Source organism: Caballeronia arvi, assembly GCF_001544695.2.
GTDB classification, from domain to species: domain Bacteria; phylum Pseudomonadota; class Gammaproteobacteria; order Burkholderiales; family Burkholderiaceae; genus Caballeronia; species Caballeronia arvi.
On sequence record NZ_FCOM02000005.1, the window covers coordinates 246,319 to 266,336 of the forward strand.

The 20,018-nt window shown below is 63.3% G+C and carries 18 protein-coding genes and 1 tRNA gene; 14 read left to right on the top strand and 5 right to left on the bottom strand.

All coding sequences use genetic code 11. The features are described from left to right. Positions 1–146: 146 nt before the first annotated feature. Both AWB74_RS08830 and dprA read right to left on the bottom strand, forming a co-directional pair. Positions 147–524 carry a thioredoxin family protein gene (locus AWB74_RS08830; protein ID WP_061146382.1) on the bottom strand — a complete coding sequence of 126 codons (378 nt, stop codon included), beginning with the start codon at positions 522–524 and terminating at the stop codon, positions 147–149. A 75-nt stretch (positions 525–599) separates the two neighbouring features. Continuing rightward, a complete protein-coding gene (gene dprA, locus AWB74_RS08835; RefSeq protein WP_061146383.1) occupies positions 600–1,805 on the bottom strand; it encodes a DNA-processing protein DprA in 1,206 nt (401 codons plus the stop codon). Positions 1,806–2,006: 201 nt separating this feature from the next. Between dprA and def the strand changes: the two genes are divergently transcribed. The 9 genes from def to AWB74_RS08880 all read left to right on the top strand — a co-directional run bounded on the left by def (position 2,007) and on the right by AWB74_RS08880 (position 10,676). After that, entirely contained in the window at positions 2,007–2,510 is a 504-nt protein-coding gene (def, locus tag AWB74_RS08840; RefSeq protein ID WP_061146384.1) for a peptide deformylase, read from the top strand. A gap of 3 nt (positions 2,511–2,513) precedes the next feature. Next, positions 2,514–3,485, top strand: coding sequence for a methionyl-tRNA formyltransferase (gene fmt / locus AWB74_RS08845; protein WP_061146385.1), 972 nt, complete (start codon positions 2,514–2,516; stop codon positions 3,483–3,485). A 64-nt stretch (positions 3,486–3,549) separates the two neighbouring features. Continuing rightward, positions 3,550–4,194, top strand: a complete 645-nt coding sequence (locus AWB74_RS08850; RefSeq protein WP_061146386.1) for a LysE family translocator — start codon at positions 3,550–3,552, stop codon at positions 4,192–4,194. Between the two features lie 141 nt (positions 4,195–4,335). After that, on the top strand, positions 4,336–5,190 hold the full coding sequence (gene htpX, locus AWB74_RS08855; RefSeq protein ID WP_061146387.1) for a zinc metalloprotease HtpX: 855 nt from the start codon (positions 4,336–4,338) through the stop codon (positions 5,188–5,190). Between the two features lie 150 nt (positions 5,191–5,340). After that, positions 5,341–6,759, top strand: a complete 1,419-nt coding sequence (rsmB, locus tag AWB74_RS08860) for a 16S rRNA (cytosine(967)-C(5))-methyltransferase RsmB (RefSeq protein ID WP_061146388.1) — start codon at positions 5,341–5,343, stop codon at positions 6,757–6,759. Continuing rightward, positions 6,756–7,352: a DUF4390 domain-containing protein gene (locus AWB74_RS08865; protein ID WP_061146389.1), complete on the top strand. Its 597-nt coding sequence runs from the start codon at positions 6,756–6,758 to the stop codon at positions 7,350–7,352. Before rsmB ends, AWB74_RS08865 begins: the two co-directional genes overlap by 4 nt. Before the next feature lie 22 nt (positions 7,353–7,374). Then, positions 7,375–9,804: a sensor histidine kinase gene (locus AWB74_RS08870; protein WP_061146390.1), complete on the top strand. Its 2,430-nt coding sequence runs from the start codon at positions 7,375–7,377 to the stop codon at positions 9,802–9,804. Then, complete coding sequence (gene esaR, locus AWB74_RS08875) at positions 9,805–10,515, top strand: response regulator transcription factor EsaR (protein WP_061146391.1); 711 nt, start codon at positions 9,805–9,807, stop codon at positions 10,513–10,515. A gap of 85 nt (positions 10,516–10,600) precedes the next feature. Then, positions 10,601–10,676: transfer RNA gene (locus AWB74_RS08880), tRNA-Phe, on the top strand. A 145-nt stretch (positions 10,677–10,821) separates the two neighbouring features. Here the strand turns inward: AWB74_RS08880 and AWB74_RS08885 are convergent. Beyond that, positions 10,822–11,841: a glycosyl hydrolase gene (locus tag AWB74_RS08885; RefSeq protein WP_143749171.1), complete on the bottom strand. Its 1,020-nt coding sequence runs from the start codon at positions 11,839–11,841 to the stop codon at positions 10,822–10,824. Positions 11,842–13,049: 1,208 nt separating this feature from the next. Between AWB74_RS08885 and queC the strand changes: the two genes are divergently transcribed. From queC to AWB74_RS08915, 5 genes are all read left to right on the top strand, one after another. Continuing rightward, positions 13,050–13,784 carry a 7-cyano-7-deazaguanine synthase QueC gene (gene queC / locus AWB74_RS08895; protein WP_061146393.1) on the top strand — a complete coding sequence of 245 codons (735 nt, stop codon included), beginning with the start codon at positions 13,050–13,052 and terminating at the stop codon, positions 13,782–13,784. A gap of 23 nt (positions 13,785–13,807) precedes the next feature. Continuing rightward, positions 13,808–14,440: a 7-carboxy-7-deazaguanine synthase gene (gene queE, locus AWB74_RS08900; RefSeq protein ID WP_061146394.1), complete on the top strand. Its 633-nt coding sequence runs from the start codon at positions 13,808–13,810 to the stop codon at positions 14,438–14,440. Positions 14,441–14,446: 6 nt separating this feature from the next. After that, positions 14,447–14,893 (top strand): 6-carboxytetrahydropterin synthase QueD, encoded by a 447-nt coding sequence (queD, locus tag AWB74_RS08905; RefSeq protein ID WP_061146395.1) that lies wholly within the window; start codon positions 14,447–14,449, stop codon positions 14,891–14,893. A gap of 152 nt (positions 14,894–15,045) precedes the next feature. Then, positions 15,046–15,828, top strand: a complete 783-nt coding sequence (locus tag AWB74_RS08910) for an HpcH/HpaI aldolase family protein (RefSeq protein ID WP_061146396.1) — start codon at positions 15,046–15,048, stop codon at positions 15,826–15,828. Continuing rightward, a complete protein-coding gene (locus tag AWB74_RS08915; protein ID WP_061146397.1) occupies positions 15,825–16,505 on the top strand; it encodes a tetratricopeptide repeat protein in 681 nt (226 codons plus the stop codon). The genes AWB74_RS08910 and AWB74_RS08915 overlap by 4 nt, the downstream gene beginning before the upstream one ends. Positions 16,506–16,571: 66 nt before the next feature. On the opposite strand, the gene rodA is transcribed toward AWB74_RS08915, so the two are convergent. Together rodA and mrdA are read right to left on the bottom strand one after the other, a co-directional pair. After that, on the bottom strand, positions 16,572–17,720 hold the full coding sequence (gene rodA, locus AWB74_RS08920) for a rod shape-determining protein RodA (RefSeq protein WP_061146438.1): 1,149 nt from the start codon (positions 17,718–17,720) through the stop codon (positions 16,572–16,574). A 24-nt stretch (positions 17,721–17,744) separates the two neighbouring features. Continuing rightward, positions 17,745–20,018 (bottom strand): penicillin-binding protein 2, encoded by a 2,274-nt coding sequence (gene mrdA / locus AWB74_RS08925; RefSeq protein WP_061146398.1) that lies wholly within the window; start codon positions 20,016–20,018, stop codon positions 17,745–17,747.

Sequence of the window (20,018 nt, forward strand, 5' to 3'; positions counted from 1 at the left end):
CAATAAGTTGGTAACTGGCAGCGGCCCGGTTTGGGCTGCTTTAACGACCGCTTTATAGCACACGGTTTGTGCAGTGGTAGTCGAAGCGCGTATCCGGGCGCTTCAATATGTGGCTCGCGAAGCGCATTTCCCGCGCAAAAAAACGATCAGGCCGTAGCGAGCGCCGGACGCAATTTCGGCGCACCGACCATGCCCGGCAGCGCGGTCAGGTCGGTCAGCATCCGATCGACGATCGACGCCCGCGGCAGCACCGTGCCGAAAAATCGCGTCGTGACCGAATCCTCGATCAGGATGGTCGGAAAATTTTCCACATCGAGGTCATCGAAGCGGTCGGCGTGATTTTCGATATCGATCCACGCGAAGCAGATATCCGGATGCGCGGCCGCCAGCTTGTCGAATCCTTCGCGATATTCGCGGCACGTGCCGCACCATTCGGCGCACAGACAGGCGACGAACAGCGTGCCGGGCACGGCGATGCGCTCCGCGATGCGATCGGCATCGGTATCGAGATTCAGCGCGGACATGGCGGGTGCGGCATCCTTTATTCGAGTGGACTGCGGGGACGGCTCATTTTTCCGCGAATGTAGCACGGCACGGCGTTACGAGCGCTCCACCGCCGTGTAGCGGCCGCCCGCGAGCGCCGCCACATGGCCCGCCAGTTCGAGTTGCAGTAAGGCGGCCTGAAGCGCCGCGCCATCGAGATCGGTGCGCGCCGCGAGAATTTCAAGCGTCGCGGGCGCGTGGCCGAGCGCGTCGAGCACGCGGCCGGCGTGATCGCCGATGTCGGAATCGGCTATTCGCGCCGATGCCCACGACGCGCTGACCGGACGCGGCTTCGCGCGCTTCGCCGCCGCACGCACGATGCTCGCCGACGAAAAACCGAACTCTTCGAGCACTTCCTCCGGCGTTTCGACCAGCTTCGCGCCCTGCTTGATCAGCCGATGACAACCCTGCGAAAGCGGCGCGTGGATCGATCCGGGAAGCGCGAAGACATCGCGCCCCATTTCGTTGGCGAGCCGCGCGGTGATGAGCGATCCGGAGCGCATTGCCGCTTCGACGATCAGCACGGCGCCCGACAGGCCCGCGATCAACCGGTTTCGCTGTGGAAAATTCGCCGACCGGGCGGGCGTGCCGAGCGGCCATTCGGACAGAATCGCGCCATCGCGGGCGATTTCGTGTGCGAGCGTGTGATGCGCCGCCGGATAGACGAGATCGGCGCCCGTGCCGATCACCGCGACGGTGCCGGTGCCGCCTTCCAGCGCGCCGCGATGCGCGGACGCGTCGATGCCGAGCGCAAGTCCCGACGCCACAGCGAGTCCCGCATCCGACATCGCGCGCGCAAAGCGCCGTGCGTCTTCGAGTCCTTGCGGCGAGGCGTGCCGGCTGCCGACGATCGCGATCGCGCGGGTCTGCAGCAAATCGAGCCGGCCTTTCGCGTAGAGCAGCGGCGGCGGATCGGGCATGGTGAGCAGCGCCTGCGGATAGGCGGCATCGGCGAACGTCAGGATGTGGTTACCCGGTTCCGACGCCCACGCCAGAACCGCTTCAATATAGTGGTCGAACGGAACGCCTTCGATATCGGACGGCGGCGCGAGCACGGCTTCGGCGGCGCGGGCGTCGGCGGTTTCGGCGAGCGATGCGAAGCTCTCCGACAGCACGTCGAGCGGCCCGCCAAACGCACCGAGCAGCAGACGCAGCGCGAGCGGCTTCAGACCCTTCGCATGCGCGAGCCGCAGCCAGGCGCGCAGTTCATTGGCATCGAATGTCGAGGCGGCTTCCTCGGTCGGCAGGGCAACGGTCGTCATGTTAAGATTTTTGATCCGGAACAGATAAAGAAAGGTCGCTCAGGCTCGATCCACGGCCCGAAGCGACGCCGATTGGCCGCTTGCCGGCGGCGTTGAATCGACGCGATTCACCCGCATATCTTCGGCATGTCGCCCCATTACCCGCAACCTGGCCGAATGGCCGATTTACACGCGTCGCGGCGCGCGTAGACAATCCGAATCATGGCTCTGCTCAAGATACTCAACTACCCGGACAAGCGGCTGAACAAGGTGGCGAAGCCCGTCGCCGTGGTCGATGACCGCATCCGCAAACTCGTCGCCGACATGGCCGAGACGATGTACGCCGCGCCCGGCGTCGGCCTCGCCGCGACGCAGGTGGACGTGCACGAGCGCGTGATCGTGATCGACGTCTCGGACGCGCACGACCAGCTGATGGTTTTCATCAACCCGGAAATCGTCTGGTCGAGCGATCAAAAGAAGGAATGGGAAGAAGGCTGCCTTTCCGTGCCGGGCATTTATGATTTCGTCGAGCGGCCCGACAAGGTCCGCGTGAAGGCGCTGAATCAGAAGGGCGAGACTTTCGAGCTCGATTGCGATGGCCTGCTCGCCGTCTGCATCCAGCACGAGATGGATCACCTGGCTGGACACGTGTTCGTCGAATATCTGTCGCAGCTCAAGCAGACCCGCATTCGCGGCAAGATGAAGAAGCTGGAAAAGGCGCTGTAACCGATGACTCAATCGCTGCGAGTGGTTTTTGCCGGTACGCCGGAATTCGCTGCCGCCGCGCTCGCGGCCATCCACGCGGCGGGCTTTTCCGTGCCGCTGGTTTTGACGCAGCCCGACCGGCCCGCCGGACGCGGCATGAAACTCACCGCGAGCCCGGTTAAGCGTTTCGCGATCGAGCACGGCCTGAAAGTCGCGCAGCCCACATCGCTGCGTCGCGCGGGCAAGTATCCGCAGGAAGCGGCCGAGGCCATCGGCTTGTTGCGCGACACGCCGCACGACGTCATGGTCGTCGCTGCTTACGGGCTGATCCTGCCGCAGGAAGTGCTCGATATTCCGCCGCGTGGAGCGGTCAATATTCATGCGTCGCTGTTGCCGCGCTGGCGTGGCGCGGCGCCGATCCATCGCGCGATCGAAGCGGGTGATGTCGAGACCGGCATCACGCTGATGCAGATGGACGCCGGCCTCGACACCGGCGCGATGATTCGCGAGACGCGCACGCCGATCCTCACCGACGACACTACCGGAACGCTGCACGACCGGCTCGCGCACATGGGCGCGGAACTGATCGTTGCGGCGCTGCGCGACCTCGAACGGGATGGCGCATTGCCTTCCACGCCGCAGCCGGAAGAAGGCACGACTTACGCCGAAAAGATCGCGAAGCACGAGGCAGCGCTCGACTGGCGTCGTCCGGCGCAGGAGCTTGCGCGCCAGGTTCGCGCGTTCGATCCGTTTCCGGGCGCGTTCGGCACGGTGGATAACGCCGCGATCAAGATCTGGGCCGCGCAGCCGGTCGATGGTTCCGGCGAGCCTGGAATCATCGCCGAGGTTTCATCGGATGGAATCGTGGTGATTTGTGGCGAAGGCGCGCTGAAGCTCACACAGTTGCAGAAACCCGGCGGCAAACGCCTGCCCGTGCGCGAATTTCTCGCGGGCGCGGCGCTCGAAAAAGGCCAGCATTTCGCGCTCGGCGAATAAGTCCGCGGCGAGGGCGCGGCGCTAAAATGAGGCATCTCGAAATAGCGCCCGTCTGGAGTTTCCGATGCTCGGCATTACCGGTTTCACGTTCTTCCTCATCGCCGTTTTTCTTCTGAATGTCACGCCCGGTCCCGACACAGCGTATATCGTCGGGCGCAGCGTCGCGCAGGGGCGCGGCGCGGGCATCGTGTCGTCGCTGGGCATTTCCGCGGGCTGCATTGTTCATACGCTCGCGTGCGCGTTCGGCCTGACGGCGATTCTCGCGGCATCGGCGACGGCGTTCACCGTCATTAAGATGGCGGGCGCGATTTATCTGATTTATCTCGGCGTGCGGTTGATCTTCGCCAAGCACGACGATGCACAACCTGCCCAGGAAAAACAAAGCGAAAAAGCGATGCCGAAATCGCTCGGCCAGCTTTTCGCGCAAGGTTTCGTCACGAACGTGCTGAACCCGAAGGTCGTGCTGTTCTTCGTGTCGTTCTTCCCGCAATTCGTCGCCGCCGACAGCCAGCACAAGACGCTCGCGTTCCTCACGCTCGGCATTGTGTTCATCGCGATGAGCACCGTCTGGAACAGCTTCGTCGCGTGGATCGCGGGCAGCGTCACCGAGCGCTTCGCCGGCAAATCCGGCGTCAAGAAGTGGCTGGACCGCGGCGTCGGCACGGCGTTCGTCGGACTCGGCATCAAGCTCGCGACGGCGCATCGATGAATTGCTTCAAATTGCATCGGCGCGGATTGAATTATTGACGGATGCCCCTATCTAACATTTTGCTTACAATCGTAGTCCCGGTCATGTCGGCCGGGCAACCGCGCACTTCGCGCACTGCATTCAGGGAGAGGAGCTCCGGACATGTTCAACTGGGTCAAAACCGCGATGCTGATGGCTGCGATCACGGCCCTCTTTGTCGTGATCGGCGGAATGATCGGCGGTAAGAGCGGCATGATGCTCGCGCTGCTCATCGCGCTCGGCATGAATTTCTTTTCGTACTGGTTTTCCGACAAGATGGTCCTGCGCATGTACAACGCGCAGGAAGTCGACGAAACCACCGCGCCGCAGTTCTATCGCATGGTGCGCGAGCTGGCCACGCGTGCTCAGTTGCCGATGCCGCGCGTTTATCTGATCAACGAAGACGCGCCGAACGCGTTCGCGACGGGCCGCAACCCGGAGCACGCGGCGGTCGCTGCGACCACGGGCATTCTGCGCGTGCTGTCCGAGCGCGAAATGCGCGGCGTGATGGCGCACGAGCTGGCGCACGTGAAGCATCGCGACATTCTGATCTCGACGGTCTCCGCGACGATGGCCGGTGCGGTCTCCGCGCTAGCGAACTTCGCGATGTTCTTCGGCGGGCGCGACGACGAAGGCCGCCCGATGAATCCGATCGCGAGCATTCTCCTGGCGATTCTCGCGCCGATCGCGGGCGCGATGATCCAGATGGCGATTTCCCGCGCGCGCGAATTCGAAGCCGATCGCGGCGGCGCGGAGATTTCGGGCGATCCGCAAGCGCTCGCGAGCGCGCTCGAAAAGATTCACGCGTACGCGTCGGGCGTGCCGTTCCCGACCGCCGAGCAGCATCCGGCGACCGCGCAGATGATGATCATGAATCCGCTCTCGGGCGGCGGCATCGCGAATCTGTTTTCGACGCACCCGGCAACGGAGGAGCGCGTCGCGCGTCTGATGGAGATGGCGCGCACCGGCCGCTTCTAAGGATCGAATGTCTCAGTGAAGGCCGTTCCGGTTGCGCCGGGACGGCCTTTTTTCTGGCCAGCCGCCACCGGCCCGGCCGCGCAATCCCCGCAAGTTACAATTCCCCGTTCGCGCGAATCTGCGCGTCGCCGTTGACCGTTCCCGTTTTCCATGACCGACAAGCCTTCCCGGCGGCCCACCGCCGCGCATTCCCGCCTGAGCGCGCTGCATCTCGCGCCCGATTCGCTCGCGGTCGCGCTCGACTGCGCGGCGCAAGCCGTGGGCGCGGTGCGCGCGGGCTCGGCGCTGCCCGCGGCATTGCAGACGGTCGTCGGGTCCGGCAAGCACGCGACGGCGCGCGGCGCGGTTCAGGACATCGCGTATCGCGCGATGCGGCGTCTCGCGCTCGCCGATGCGCTGCTGCACAAGCTCGTCAAGAAAGCGCCGCCGCCGCACGTGGGCAACGTGCTCGTCTGCGCTTTCGCGCTGTTGACGGACGACGACGCGCACGCGGCCTACGCGCCGTTCACCGTCGTCGATCAGGCCGTGACTGCGATTGCCGCGCGCCGCGAGTTTGCCTTCGCGAAGGGGCTCGTGAACGCGGTGCTGCGCAGTTTCCTGCGCGAGCGCGCAACGCTGATCGACGAAGCGCGCACGAACGAAGTCGCGCGCTGGAATTATCCGCAATGGTGGATCGACGCGGTCAGACGCGGCCAGCCCGACGCCTGGGAGCGCATCCTCGAAGCGGGCAACGCGCAGGGGCCGCTCACGCTGCGCGTGAATGCGCGGCATGCAAGTGTCGATGACTATCTGTCGCGTCTGCGCGATGCGCACATCGAAGCCGAAGCGGCGGGCCTGCACGCGGTGCGCCTGAAAACGGCGATGCCCGTCGATCGCATTCCCGGTTTCGACGAAGGCGTTGTGTCGGTACAGGACGCGGGCGCGCAACTCGCCGCGCAGTGGCTCGACGCGAAGGACGGCATGCGCGTGCTCGACGCGTGCGCCGCGCCAGGTGGAAAGACGGGACACGTCCTCGAACTCGCGAACGTCGATCTGATCGCCCTCGAGAGCGACGCGGAGCGCTCCGGCCGTATCGGACAAAATCTGACGCGCCTCAAGCTCGATGCGCGCATCGAAGTGGGCGACGCGGGCGATCCGGCGCAATGGTTCGACGGCGTGCCGTTCGATCGCATTCTCGCGGACGTGCCGTGCTCGGCGTCGGGCATCGTTCGGCGTCATCCGGACATTCGCTGGCTGCGGCGCGCGTCGGACATCGATGCGCTCGTCGCCGAGCAGCGCCGCATTCTGACCGCGCTGTGGCCTCTCGTCGCGAAGGGCGGCGAGTTGCTTTACGTGACGTGTTCCATCTTTCCCGAGGAGGGCGAAGCTCAGGCCCACTGGTTTGGAACCGCGCATGAAGATGCGGTACGATTGGACGCGCCGGGCCAGTTGTTGCCGACAGCGGCGCGCACGAGCGCGGACGCGGTGCAGGGTTCACCGGACGGTACAAATTTCGCGTCTCTGAGCCGTGGCGCGGAAACCTTCGCGGACCACGACGGATTCTTCTACGCGCGCTTTCAGAAACGGTGACGATCAAACGCTTTTTTCCGCTTCGGCTCGCGGCCGTCATCTGGACTGCGCTGACGCTCTGGCTGACCGTCGTCGCAGCCTCACCGGCGTTTGCGGAGACCATCGCCGTGCAGCGCGCGTCGCTGCAGGCCGACAATGCCGGCTGGAGTCTCGACGCGCACTTCGACTTCGATCTCAACAGCAGCCTCGAAGAAGCCGTGAACCGCAGCGTGCCGCTCTATTTCACGATCGACTTCGCGCTGTCGCGGCCCCGCTGGTACTGGTTCGACGAAGAGCCGGTCAACGTGTCGCAGAGCATCCGTCTTTCCTATCAGCCGCTCACGAACGAATATCGCGTTTCGACGGGCGGTTTGCAGTTGCGTTTCGCATCGCTCAACGAAGCGCTCGCGGTCATCCGGCACGTGACTTCGTGGCACGTCATCGACCGGAATCAGGTGCGTGGCGGCGAAACCTATACCGCATCGGTGCGCATGCAGCTCGACATCGCATTGATGCCCAAGCCGTTCCAGATCGACGCAGTGAACAACCGCGACTGGAACCTCTCTTCTGACTGGAAGCGTTTCACTTTTACGGCGGCAGAACGTGCGAAATAGATTTCGACGCGGCCGCACGGACATGAAAAGTTTCGTTGTCCGGCTGCTGGTCTCCACGGTTGCGCTCACGGCGGTTCTGCTGCTCGTGATGCTCGCGCTCGCGAGCGCGAACACCGAGTTCTTCGACCGCTACTACGGCTGGCTCTACGCGGCGAACGTCGCCGTGGCGATCGTGTTCATGCTGATCGTCATCAGCCTGTTCATCATCATCGTGTCGCGGGTAAGGCAAGGGCGCTTCGGCACGCGACTGCTGGCGAAGCTCGCGTTCATCTTCGCGCTCGTCGGCGTGGTGCCGGGCGCGATCATCTATGTGGTTTCGTATCAGTTCGTGTCGCGCAGTATCGAATCGTGGTTCGACGTGAACGTCGAAACCGCACTCACGTCGGGCCTGACGCTTGGCCGCGGCATGCTCGAAACCTCGCTCGCCGATTTCAAGAACCGTGGCCGGCAAATGAGCGATCAGCTCGCGAGCGCCGATCCGTCGAGCCTCACGCTCTCGCTGCTGCGTTTGCGCGATCAATACGGCGTGCAGGACGCGGTCGTGTTCGAACGCCCGCGCGATCAGTACAACCGTGAGGATCTGACGTCGAACAACGGCCTGCAGCGTGTCGCGGGACTGCGCACGGTCGCGCAGGCATCGGGCAATTACTACGCGCTCTTGCCGGCCAACGAGCCGACCAGCACGATGCTCAAGGAGGCGCAGGATCATCCGTATGGCGCGATAGAAGGCGAGATCGACGGCGATCCGAAATCGAACGGGCCGAAGGGCGCGCTGCGATTACGCGTGGTCACCAAGATCCCCGATCCGACGACGACCACGGAGTTTCAGCACGTCGACCGCTTTCTGCAGATCGAGCAGCCGGTGAGTCAGGAACTCGCGCGCAACGCCGATGCCGTGCAGCGCGCCTATCGCGAGTATCAGGAGAAGCGGCTCGGGCGCACGGGTTTGCGCAAGATGTATATCGGCACGCTGACGCTCGCGTTGTTTCTCGCGACCTTCATCGCGATGATGATGGCGCTCGCGCTCGGCAATCAGCTCGCGCGCCCGTTGTTCCTGCTCGCGCAGGGCACGAAGGAAGTGGCCGAAGGCGACTACACGCCCAAACGCGAGATCAATTCGCGCGACGAACTCGGCTTCCTCACTCAGTCCTTCAATGCGATGACGCGCCAGCTTTCGGAGGCGCGCGCGGCTGTCGAGAACAATCGCATCGCGCTGGAGCATTCGAAGGCGTATCTCGAAAGTATTCTCGCGAACCTCACGGCGGGCGTGTTCGTGTTCGACCGGCAGTTCCGCCTCGCCACCGCGAATCGCGGCGCGGAGCGCATCTTCCGCCAGCCGTTCGGTACGCTGATCAATCAGCCGCTCGACCGGATCGACGTCCTCGCGGAATTCGGCACGATGGTAAAAAAGGCGTTCGCCGAGCGCGATGCCGCCGCGATCGGCAGCGGGCATCCCGTTGGCGATCGCGGACACTGGCAACAGCAGGTTGCGGTGACGGTGCCGGGCGAGAATGATCCGCTCACGCTGCTCGTGCGCGGCACGCAGTTGCTGAGCGTGACCGAGAGCGACTCCGACGATGCGGAAACGACCGGCTATGTCGTCGTGTTCGACGACATCTCCGACGTCATCTCCGCGCAGCGTTCGGTCGCGTGGGGCGAAGTCGCGCGGCGTCTCGCGCACGAGATCAAGAATCCGCTTACGCCCATTCAACTCTCGGCGGAGCGCCTGCAGATGAAGCTCGCCGACAAGCTCGCGCCGCCCGATGCTGAAGTGCTCAAGCGTGCGTCGACGACCATCGTGAATCAGGTGCAGGCAATGAAGCAGATGGTCGACGATTTCCGCGAGTACGCGCGCACGCCGCCCGCGGTGCTCGGCAATCTGCAACTGAACGATCTCGTCGCGGAAGTGCTGACGCTTTACGGCATCGAAGACGGCAAGACGCCGATCAAGATCGATCTCACGAAGCTGCCGGTGATTCGCGGCGACGCGACGCAGATCCGCCAGGTCATCCACAACCTGCTGCAGAACGCGCAGGACGCGGTGGCGGACGTCGCGGAGCCGCGCGTTCTGCTCGAAACGAGGACAGTAGAATATGGCGAACCCGATGCATCGGGTCATGCGCGCGTCGCGGTTCGCCTGACGGTCTCCGACAACGGCACGGGCTTTCCGGCGCGTATTCTTTCCCGCGCTTTCGAGCCTTACGTGACGACGAAAGCGAAGGGTACGGGCCTGGGACTTGCAACCGTGAAGAAGATCGTCGACGAGCATGGTGCGCGCATCGACATACGCAATCGCTCGAAGACCGCGGATGTGATCGAAGGGGCGCAGATATCGATTCTGTTTCTGCAACTCGCGGACGATACCGCAGCGCCCGGCGCGACGCCGCCGGGGACCGGTGCCGTAGCGAATCAGGGAACGACAAAAGCAACAGTGCAGACAAGGGCAGCTTAAATGGCAACCATCCTGGTGGTAGACGATGAAATGGGGATCCGGGAACTGCTCTCCGAGATCCTGAGCGACGAAGGCCACGTTGTGGAGGTGGCGGAAAACGCGCAGGTCGCGCGCGAGTACCGTCTTGAGCAAACGCCCGATCTCGTATTGCTCGATATCTGGATGCCCGACACCGACGGCGTGACCTTGCTCAAAGAGTGGGCCGCGCAGGGCAAGCTCACGATGCCGGTGATCATGATGTCCGGTCACGCGACCATCGACACGGCCGTCGAAGCGACCAAGATCGGCGCGCTCAACTTTCTTGAAAAGCCGATCGCGCTGCAGAAGCTGCTGAAGGCCGTCGAGCAGGGGCTCGCGCATGGCACTGCCGCTGCGCCCGTGGCGGCGGTCGCGAAGCCGCCGGCAAGCGCGAACGCAGCGGGTGTGCCCGTGGCGGCCGCGCTGCCGACGGCGTCTTCGCTGAACGCATCGGGCGATGCGGCGGCGGGCGCGTCGCAGAATCAGGCAGGGCAGACGGCATCCATCTCCTTCGATATCCCGTTGCGCGATGCACGCGACGCGTTCGAGCGTGCGTACTTCGAATATCATCTCGCGCGCGAGAATGGCAGCATGACGCGTGTCGCGGAGAAGACGGGGCTCGAGCGTACGCATCTGTATCGCAAGCTCAAGCAGTTGGGCGTCGATCTCGGAAAGAACAAGAACGAGGTCTGAGCGCCGTCTTCAAACATTCTTCAGAAAGATGCGCGAAGGGGCTTGAGGGCCGCGATTGTCTCTGCTATAGTTTCACCTCTTCGTTGGCCCGGTAGCTCAGTTGGTAGAGCAGCGGATTGAAAATCCGCGTGTCGGTGGTTCGATTCCGCCCCAGGCCACCAGAATGCAAGAAGCCCGAGAGTGTTTATCGCTCTCGGGCTTTTTCTTTTTCCGCGCGTGTCGTTCGAAGGCGGGTGGCATGCGCCAAAGACAAACGGGCCGTTCGCGCAGACGAACGGCCCGTTCCTGTTTTCAGCGATCCAATCTTTACTTCGGGTTCGACGCCACGAAGCTCCTGAACGCCGTGTACGCAGCTTTTTGCGTCTTGCCGTCGTTTTTCAAAAGGCCATAGCTGCCTTCGCCACCGGACGGATCATCGTAGAGTTGATAAACCTGGATGGCCTGCACGTTATACTGCGACGCCACCGATACGAACTGCGCCATCATCCTGTTGCCGACCATGTACGACGCGATTTGCTGATCGCTGCCGTGCCACGGGCGCACTCCGAACTCCGTCAGCCAGATGGGCTTGCCGAATTGCTTCAGGGTGGCGAGCACGTTGTGACAACCGGTGCCGCCGCAAGCGTTCGTGATGTCGCCTTGTTCCGAATACCAGTGCCATGCAGTGATGTCCCACGTCACGACCGGATGACCGCCCGAACCATCGGGCTGCGTGCCTGCCGCGAGCATCTGATCGAAGCCGTAGTGCAGCCAGGTTTCACCGCCGAGGATGATCTTGCCCGACGTGTCTACCGACTTGATGCCGGCGATCAACCCGCGGATCGCGCCGCGCGCCTTCTGAAAGATGGCATTGTTGTAGTGCTCCGGATAGACGCCGTCCACGTTGCCGACCAGTGCGCCGCCGCTGGAACCGAGTTCGTTAGAAACTTCGTAGTAGGGGTAGCGGTATGACTGCGCCGTTTGACGACCGAGCGTGTAGCCGGCGTTATAGGCGTCGGTTTCGCTGTTCAAGTTGTTGCCGATCAGCAGAACCGGAAACACGGTCACGCCGCCGGCGGCCATTGCCTTTGCGATACCCGCAAGCTTGTTCACCGATGCCTGGTTGTACACCTCGTTGCGATAGAGCTTGACGCCCAGATTCTGCAATTGCGAAAGCTGAAGCGCCGGGCTCGATATGTCGTATGCGCCGCCTCCGTTGTTGTGGCCGTTTGCGCCGTAGAAGATCTTCGCTGCGGTCGATGCCTTATCGATCGATGTGGGCGCGCTGCTGCTGGCAGCGACGGCGCCGCTCGCGGCGACGGAGTTGTTGGCGGCCGTATCGGTCATCCCGGTGCTGCTGGCGGCGGGCGCATCGCTGGCCGCGACGGGGTTGCTCGGAGCGCTTGTGCTCGCGTTAGCGCTTGCATTGGTAGCGTCGGCGCCTTCTCCGCCACCGCAAGCAGCGAGCAGAACGCTGGCCGCGATTGCGCTGGCGATTAGCTTGGCCTTGGGCGCGGTAAATAAATTGCCAGCGACCGATTTGGCGGCGTGAACGTTGCGGGCGAAAGAGTCGATCAGATTCATCATACTATTAGTTAGCGATACTAATGGATGCGCGTGTGTCAGCGAATGGGCTCGCCAGAGCGTCCGGTCAACGAGCGGAAGAGTGCGCAGTTCGGTTCATTCGGACTCCGAACGGTGCTTTCTCTCTATGAACGGAATGTCACAGCGTGTCGCCGGACCCACATCGGCCGTCCCGACGTGCGGTCGAACGGTCATCCGTAAGACGTTACGGAAATGGAATCGAGGTGCGGAACGGAAACGAAAGGGTCGACGCGTTCCTAAAACAAATTACCGATTCATTTCCCTGATTAAAGCAATCTTTGCCGAAATCATCGAAGGCGCGCGTAAGGTTACTATAATTCGGAAGAAATCGTAAAAATGTATCCGCGAAATTTGCCGATTTCGCCGACGAAACGATGCTTCGACACCGGGCGATCGGCATAATTTCCCGCGATCGGACCATCTCGAAATACGATCAGAAATGCGACGCAGACGCCTGTTGCGGCGCGAAAGCGCCGAACCCGCGGCAATAACGAGAGTGGCTGCATACGAAAGCGCCCGCCCCGCCGGCAAAGATGTCGTCGAATGTAAGAGTTGTTTCGATGAAACCGCACTCGGAATGCGGCGCTTTCCAACGCTGCGCACGCGCGCACGTAGTTCAACCCCGCCCGCAGCTCGGCGAACAACCGTGCCACGTGTTAAAATTCGCGCCGAATTAAGGACTTGCCTCGTCCGCGGACCCGCAAGTCCTTTTCTTTTCGACGCTCCGAAACGCATGCGCGAAGCGCCGGAATGCATCACGGCGCCCGGCATTTCCGCCCAACGTCCGCTATCGGCGGCATAAAAGGCGTGCGCGTCCGGGCGACGGTCCCCGGCCTATACTGGACGCGCGGGCATACCGTCCGCGCCGCCGCTCGTTGCGAAGTCCGGTCATTCCGGTTGCCTGTGCTGCGTGCGACGCCATCTCATTCACGGAGTACGGAGCTTTCACGGTGACTCGGATAGACGCTAAAGACAGCGCGCTCGTGCTGTTCTCCGGCGGCCAGGACTCGGCCACATGCCTCGCCTGGGCGCTCGAACGCTACACGACGGTCGAGACGCTCGGCTTCGATTACGGACAGCGGCATCGCGTGGAACTCGAGTGCCGCGACGGCTTTCGCGCCGCGATTGCACGCGAGTTTCCGCAGTGGGCCGAGCGTCTCGGCGAAGATCACATGATCGATCTTTCCGTGCTCGGCGCGATCAGCGATACCGCGATGACCCGCGAGATCGAAATCCAGGCAACGGCGAGCGGTCTGCCCAACACGTTCGTGCCGGGCCGCAACCTGCTGTTCATGACGATTGCTGCTGCGGTGGCCTATCGGCGTGGTTTGAAGGTGCTGGTCGGTGGCATGTGCGAGACGGATTTTTCCGGCTATCCCGATTGCCGCGACGACACCATGAAAGCGCTGCAAGTCGCGCTCAACCTCGGCATGGAAACGCGCTATGCGCTGGAAACGCCGCTCATGTGGCTCGACAAGGCAGATACATGGCGGCTTGCAGAAACGCTCGGCGGCGACGCACTCGTCGAACTGATCCGCATCGAAACGCACACATGTTATGTCGGCGAGCGCGCCGAACTGCATGACTGGGGTTTCGGCTGCGGCCAATGCCCGGCATGCAAACTGCGCAAACGAGGCTACGAGGCGTATCGCGCGGGCGAACAGGTCGACGTCGCGCCAGTTTAATTTTTGAGGTCCACAGAGCAGTCATGACGTACGCGGTAAAGGAAATTTTCTATACATTGCAGGGCGAAGGCGCCAATGCCGGTCGTCCGGCCGTGTTTTGCCGTTTCGCGGGCTGCAATCTGTGGTCGGGCCGCGAGGAAGATCGCGCCGACGCCGTCTGCCAGTTCTGCGACACCGACTTCGTCGGCACCGACGGTGAGAACGGCGGCAAGTACAAGACGCCGGCGGAACTCGTCGCGAAAATCGCGTCGTTGTGGCCGGAAGGCGCCGCGCACCGATTCGTCGTCTGTACGGGCGGAGAGCCGATGCTGCAGATCGATCAGCCCTTCGTCGACGCGCTGCACGAAGCCGGTTTCGAAATGGCCATCGAAACGAATGGTTCACTGCCGGTGCTCGAAAGCATCGACTGGATTTGCGTGAGCCCGAAGGCCGACGCGCCGCTCGTCGTGACGAAAGGCAACGAGCTGAAGGTCGTGGTGCCGCAGGACAACCAGCGCCTTGCCGAATACGAGAAGCTCGATTTCGACTACTTCCTCGTCCAGCCGATGGACGGCCCGTCGCGCGACATCAACACGAAGCTCGCGATCGACTGGTGCAAGCGGCATCCGAAGTGGCGCCTGTCGATGCAGACGCATAAATACCTGAACATCCCCTGAACCGCCGTGCAGACGATTACCCGAAAACTCGAATTCGACGCGGGCCACCGCATCCCCGATCACCGCAGCCAGTGCCGGAATCTGCACGGGCATCGCTATGTGCTCGAAATCACGCTGCAGGGCGATCTCGTCGATGTGGAAGGCGCACCCGACCGCGGCATGGTCATGGACTTCGCCGACGTGAAAGCGCTCGCGATGGAGCATCTCGTCAACAAATGGGATCACGCGTTCATCGTCTACGAGGGCGATGTCAAAGTGCGTGAATTCCTCCAGACGCTGTCGGATCACAAGACCGTCGTGCTGGACCGCATCCCGACCGTCGAGAATCTGGCGGCGGTCGCGTTCAACATTCTGGCCGAAGTCTACGACGCTCATTACGGCGTCAATCTGAAGCTGAAGCGCGTGCGTCTGTACGAGACGCCGAACTGCTGGGCGGACGTCGAACGCGGCTGATTTCTCCTCGAAGCGCGGCAAACGTCCGCGCTTTTGTCACGGTATGATCGTCCGATGAGTCGCCCGCTTCCGGGCGGCTACACTCGGAGCGCGGACATGCCGTTATCCTTGTCTCTTCTTCATCGCATTGGCCTCCGGACAGGAACCGCGCGATGAGCACGTTCACCAATCCTCTCAAGCAGCGCTTTTCCGAAGCGGGCACGCTGTTCGGCCTGTGGCTGTCGCTCGGCAGCGCCGACGCCGCCGAAGCGCTCGCGCATGCGGGCTTCGACTGGCTGTGCATCGACATGGAGCACTCGCCGAACGATAGCGCCGACGTCGTCGCTCAATTGCGAGCGATAGCGGCCGCGCATCTGCCGAGCGAGCCGATCGTGCGCGTGCCGACCAACGAAGCCTGGCTCGTCAAGCGCGCGCTCGACGCGGGCGCACGCACGCTGATGTTCCCGAACGTGCAATCGGCGCAAGAGGCGGCGCGCATCGTCCGGCTCACGCAATATCCGACCGAGGCTGCGCTGCACGGACTGCGCGGCGTCGCGGGCGCCGTGCGGGCGGCGGCATACGGAATGCGTCGCGACTACATGGCGAGCGCGAACGCGCAAATCGCGACGATCGTGCAGATCGAATCGGTGGCGGCGCTCGAAGCGGTCGACGAGATCGCCGCGACGCCGGGCATCGATTGCCTGTTCATCGGGCCCGCGGATCTGGCGGCGAGCCTCGGCCATCTCGGCGACGCGAAACATCCCGACGTGCAGGCGGCGATCGACAGGATCGTCAATGCGGCGAATCGCGCGGGCATCGCGAGCGGCATTTTCGCGCTGGATGCCGCGAGCGCGAAACAGTACGCGCAGGCGGGCGTCAAGCTCGTCGCGATCGGTGCGGATGTGATGTGGCTCTTGAAGGCGACGCGTCAGGCGTTGCAGGAGGCGAGATCATGAAAACCGCCGTTGCGTCGGTGGTCGCAGCGATGATGGCGTTCGCGCTCGCCGGCGCGGCCCACGCCGACAACGCCCCGAAGCCAACCGACATCGCCACGCAAAACGCCGTCGCCGATTACAACGCGGGCAATCTCGTCGCGGCGCGCTCGGAGTTTCGTCGCGCGGCGCAACGGGGCAGCCGGCTCGCCGAATTCAATTACGCGATGATGCTGCTGAACGGCGAAGGCGGCCCCGCCGATGTCGACGAAGGCAAGAAATGGCTGCGCCGCGCCGCCGACGCCAACATGACTCACGCGCAATACGTGTACGGCAAGATGTACGACGACGGCCAGTTCGTCGAGAAAGATCCGGCGGAGGCGCATCGGTGGTTCTTGCGCGCGGCGAATCAGGGACATGTTCAAGCGGAGCTGGCGCTCGCGAACCAGTTTCTCGACGGACGCGGCACCGCGCGCGACAACACGCAGGCGTTCGCCTGGTACAAGAAAGCGGCGGAAGGCGGCGACATGACGGCGCAATACGTCGCGGGTTCGTTCTATGAGCGGGGCGGCGATGGCGTCGAGCGCAATCTGAATGTCGCGCGCGCCTATTATGCGGCGGCGGCCGCACAGGGCGATCCGGCGGCCAAGCTCAAGTATCTGCAACTGAGCGCTGAATTGGAGCAGCAGAAGCCGCAGTGACATCGCGCTACGGAAACGAAAAAGCCGTGGAATCCACGGCTTTTCGCTTGAAAGGTGAAAGGGCCGCTAACTCTGCATCAACCGCTTCTGTCGCGCGACGCTCATGATGAGCCCCACCGCGATACCGAGCGTCGTCAGCGCCGTGCCGCCATAGCTCATAAAGGGCAGCGGCACGCCCACCACTGGCAGAATCCCGCTCACCATGCCGATGTTCACGAACGCGTAAGTAAAGAACGCTAGCGTGAGCGATCCGGCCAATAATCGCCCGAAGAGACTCGCGCCGTTTGCCGCGATGTAGAGTCCGCGCGCGATCAGCGCCATATAGAGGAACAGCAGCACGAGTCCGCCCGCGAGCCCGAATTCCTCGGAGAACACGGCGAAGATGAAGTCCGTGTGCTTCTCGGGGATGAATTCGAGATGCGCCTGTGTGCCTTGCAGCCAGCCTTTGCCAAACGTGCCGCCGGAGCCGATCGCGATCACGGCCTGAATCGTGTGGAAGCCTTTGCCGAGCGGGTCCGATGTCGGATCGAGCAGCGTGCAGATGCGATGCTTCTGATAGTCGTGCATCATCGGCCAGACGACATCCGGCTGGCAGATCTTGTCCTGAAAGATCGCGATACCCGCCACCGCGATGACCGCCGCAATCAGCACCGGCAAGATCAGCTTGAAACTCAATCCCGCGAAATAGATGACGAACATGCCAGCGGCGAACACGAGCACCGCCGTGCCCAAGTCCGGCTGCTTCGCGATCAGGCCGACGGGCAACAGCAGGATCACGAAGCCGACGATGTAATCCCACCAGCGGATATTGCTTTCGCGCTTCTGGTAGTACCACGCGAGCATCAGCGGCATCGCGATCTTCATCAGTTCGGACGGCTGAATCACCACGCCGACATTGAGCCAGCGTTTCGCGCCCTTGCGCGTCAGCCCGAAGGCGGCGACCGCGATCAGCAACGCGACGCCGACCGTATAGAGCGGCACCGCAAAGCGCATCAGCATTTGTGGCGGGACATTGGCGAGCGCCCACATCAGGCCGAAGGTGAGCAAGATGTTGCGCAACTGGTCCTCGACGCGCCCGGGCATGTCCAGGCTCGCGCTGTACAGCGTCACGATGCCGACGCCGAGCAGTAGAAAGACGATGAGCGCAAGCGGTTTGTCGAAGCCCGCGAACATGCGCTTGGCGCGGTCGATGACCTCGCGCTTGTCGAATTGCATGTGCAGTTGCATGGCGGTTTTCCTTTACTCGTCGATGCCGCCGGACGGCGCGAGAACGCGCACGGCGTCGCTTTCGTTGCCGCGGACCATCGTGGGCGACGGCTCGGCGGGGCGCTTTTTCGGCGCCGGTGCGCGGCCGGGCGTGGAGGCGGGCAGCGCGGCCGAGGGCGTCGACGCGGCGCGAGGCTTCGAACCCTTCGGCGCGGACGCCGGAATCGCCGGAGCCGAAGCGGCTTTCGCGACTTCGGGATTCGACGCGGCCTGAGGCGAAAACGCCGGCGACGAATTCGCGACCGACGCGGGCAGCGCGACGGCGGCGGGCGGCTGCGCGCCGCCGATCACGGGCAGGCCGGTGTCTTCCGTCGCCGATGCGGCCGCGGCCACCGCGGCGGCTTGCGCGCCAGGCTTCATGCGGTCGATCAGATAGTAGTCGAGCACCTTGCGCGCGATCGGGCCTGCGGATTCCGCGCCCCAGCCGCCGTTTTCGACGATCAGCGCGAGCGCGATCTTCGGCTGCTCGGCGGGCGCGAACGCAATGAACAGCGCGTGGTCGCGCAGATGCTCGGCCGTGCCGCCGTGGCCCCGATAGTTCGAGCCCTGCAGTGAATAGACCTGCGCCGTGCCGGTCTTGCCCGCCGCGGCATACTGCGCGCCGGCGAAAACCTTGGCCGCCGTGCCGTTCGTCACGACGCCTTCCATCGCGCGCTTGATGAAATCGATGTCCTTCTGCGCCACCGGAATCTTGCTGCTCGGATCGCGCACGGTGACGCGAATGTCTTTCGTGATCGGATTTTCGATGTCACGCACGAGGTGCGGCTTCATCACGAGGCCATTGTTCGCGAGCGTCGCCGTCGCGTGCGCGAGTTGCAGAATCGTGAACGAGTTGTAGCCCTGGCCGATGCCGAGGCTGATCGTTTCGCCTTCGTACCAGCGCTGTTGCTCGGGCTTGCGATACGCCTTGCGTTTCCATTCTGTCGAAGGAAGAATGCCGCGCGCCTCGCCCGCGATATCGATGCCCGTGATCTGGCCGAAGCCCCACGGCTTCATGAAGCCGGCCATCGCGTTCACGCCGAGATCGTGCGCGAGCATGTAGAAGTACGTGTCGTTCGACACGACGATCGCGCGGTTCATGTCGATCCAGCCCTGACCAGAGCGCACGTCGTTGCGGAACGTGTGGCCGCCGAAGGTGTACGAGCCCGGATCCTGGAATCCCCAGCCCGGCGTGCGCTTGTGCAGCGCCAGCGCGGCGAGCGCCATGAACGGCTTGTACGTGGAGCCGGGCGGATAGGTGCCGTGTAACGGCCGGTTCAGGAGCGGGTGATCCGGCGAATTGTTGAGCGCGTCCCAGTTTTGCTGATCGATGCCGTCGACGAAGGCATTCGGATCGAAGCTCGGCGCCGACACGAACGCCAGCACGTCGCCGGTGGACGGCTCGATCGCGACGAGCGCACCGCGCTTGCCCGCGAATGCCTGCTCAGCGACCTGCTGCAAGCCGATATCGAGCGACAGCACGAGATTGTTGCCGGGCGTCGCCTGCGTGCGCGACATCGTGCGAACCGGCCGGCCGCCCGCCGTCACTTCCACTTCCTCGAAACCGGTCAACCCGTGCAATTCGGTCTCGTAACTCTGCTCGACGCCGATCTTGCCGACGTAATCCGTGCCCTTGTAGTTGTTGGCGTCGAGACGCGGATCGTAGTGGTCGGAGCTTTCGTCGTTGGCGTCGCTCGCATCGTCGATGCGTTCCTGATCGCGCTGCGAAATGCGCCCGATATAGCCGATCACGTGCGCGGCGGTCGTGCCGAGCGGATATTGCCGGAACAGGCGCGCGCGCACTTCCACGCCGGGAAAGCGATAACGCTGCGCGGTGAATTTCGCGACTTCCTCGTCGGTTAAGCGCGTGCGGATCGGCAGGCTTTCGAAATTCTTGGAGTCTTCGAGCAGCTTCTTGAAACGGCGACGGTCGCGCGCGTCGATCGGAATGACCTGCGAGAGTTCGTCGATGGTTTCGTCGAGCGTGCCGTTGATCTTCGAACGCGTGATTTCGAGCGTGTACGCCGAATAGTTCTTCGCGAGTACGATGCCGTTGCGGTCGGTGATGATGCCGCGGTTCGGCACGATCGGCGCAACGGAAATGCGGTTCTCGTTCGCCTGCAACGAGTATTTGCTGAAATGCCAGACCTGCAGATAAAGAAACCGCAGCCCGATCAGCCCGAAGCAGACGAACACGAACAGTCCCGCCGCCGCGACGCGCAGGCGGAACTTCGACAACTGTTGCTCGGTGTTCTTTATTTCGGTCAT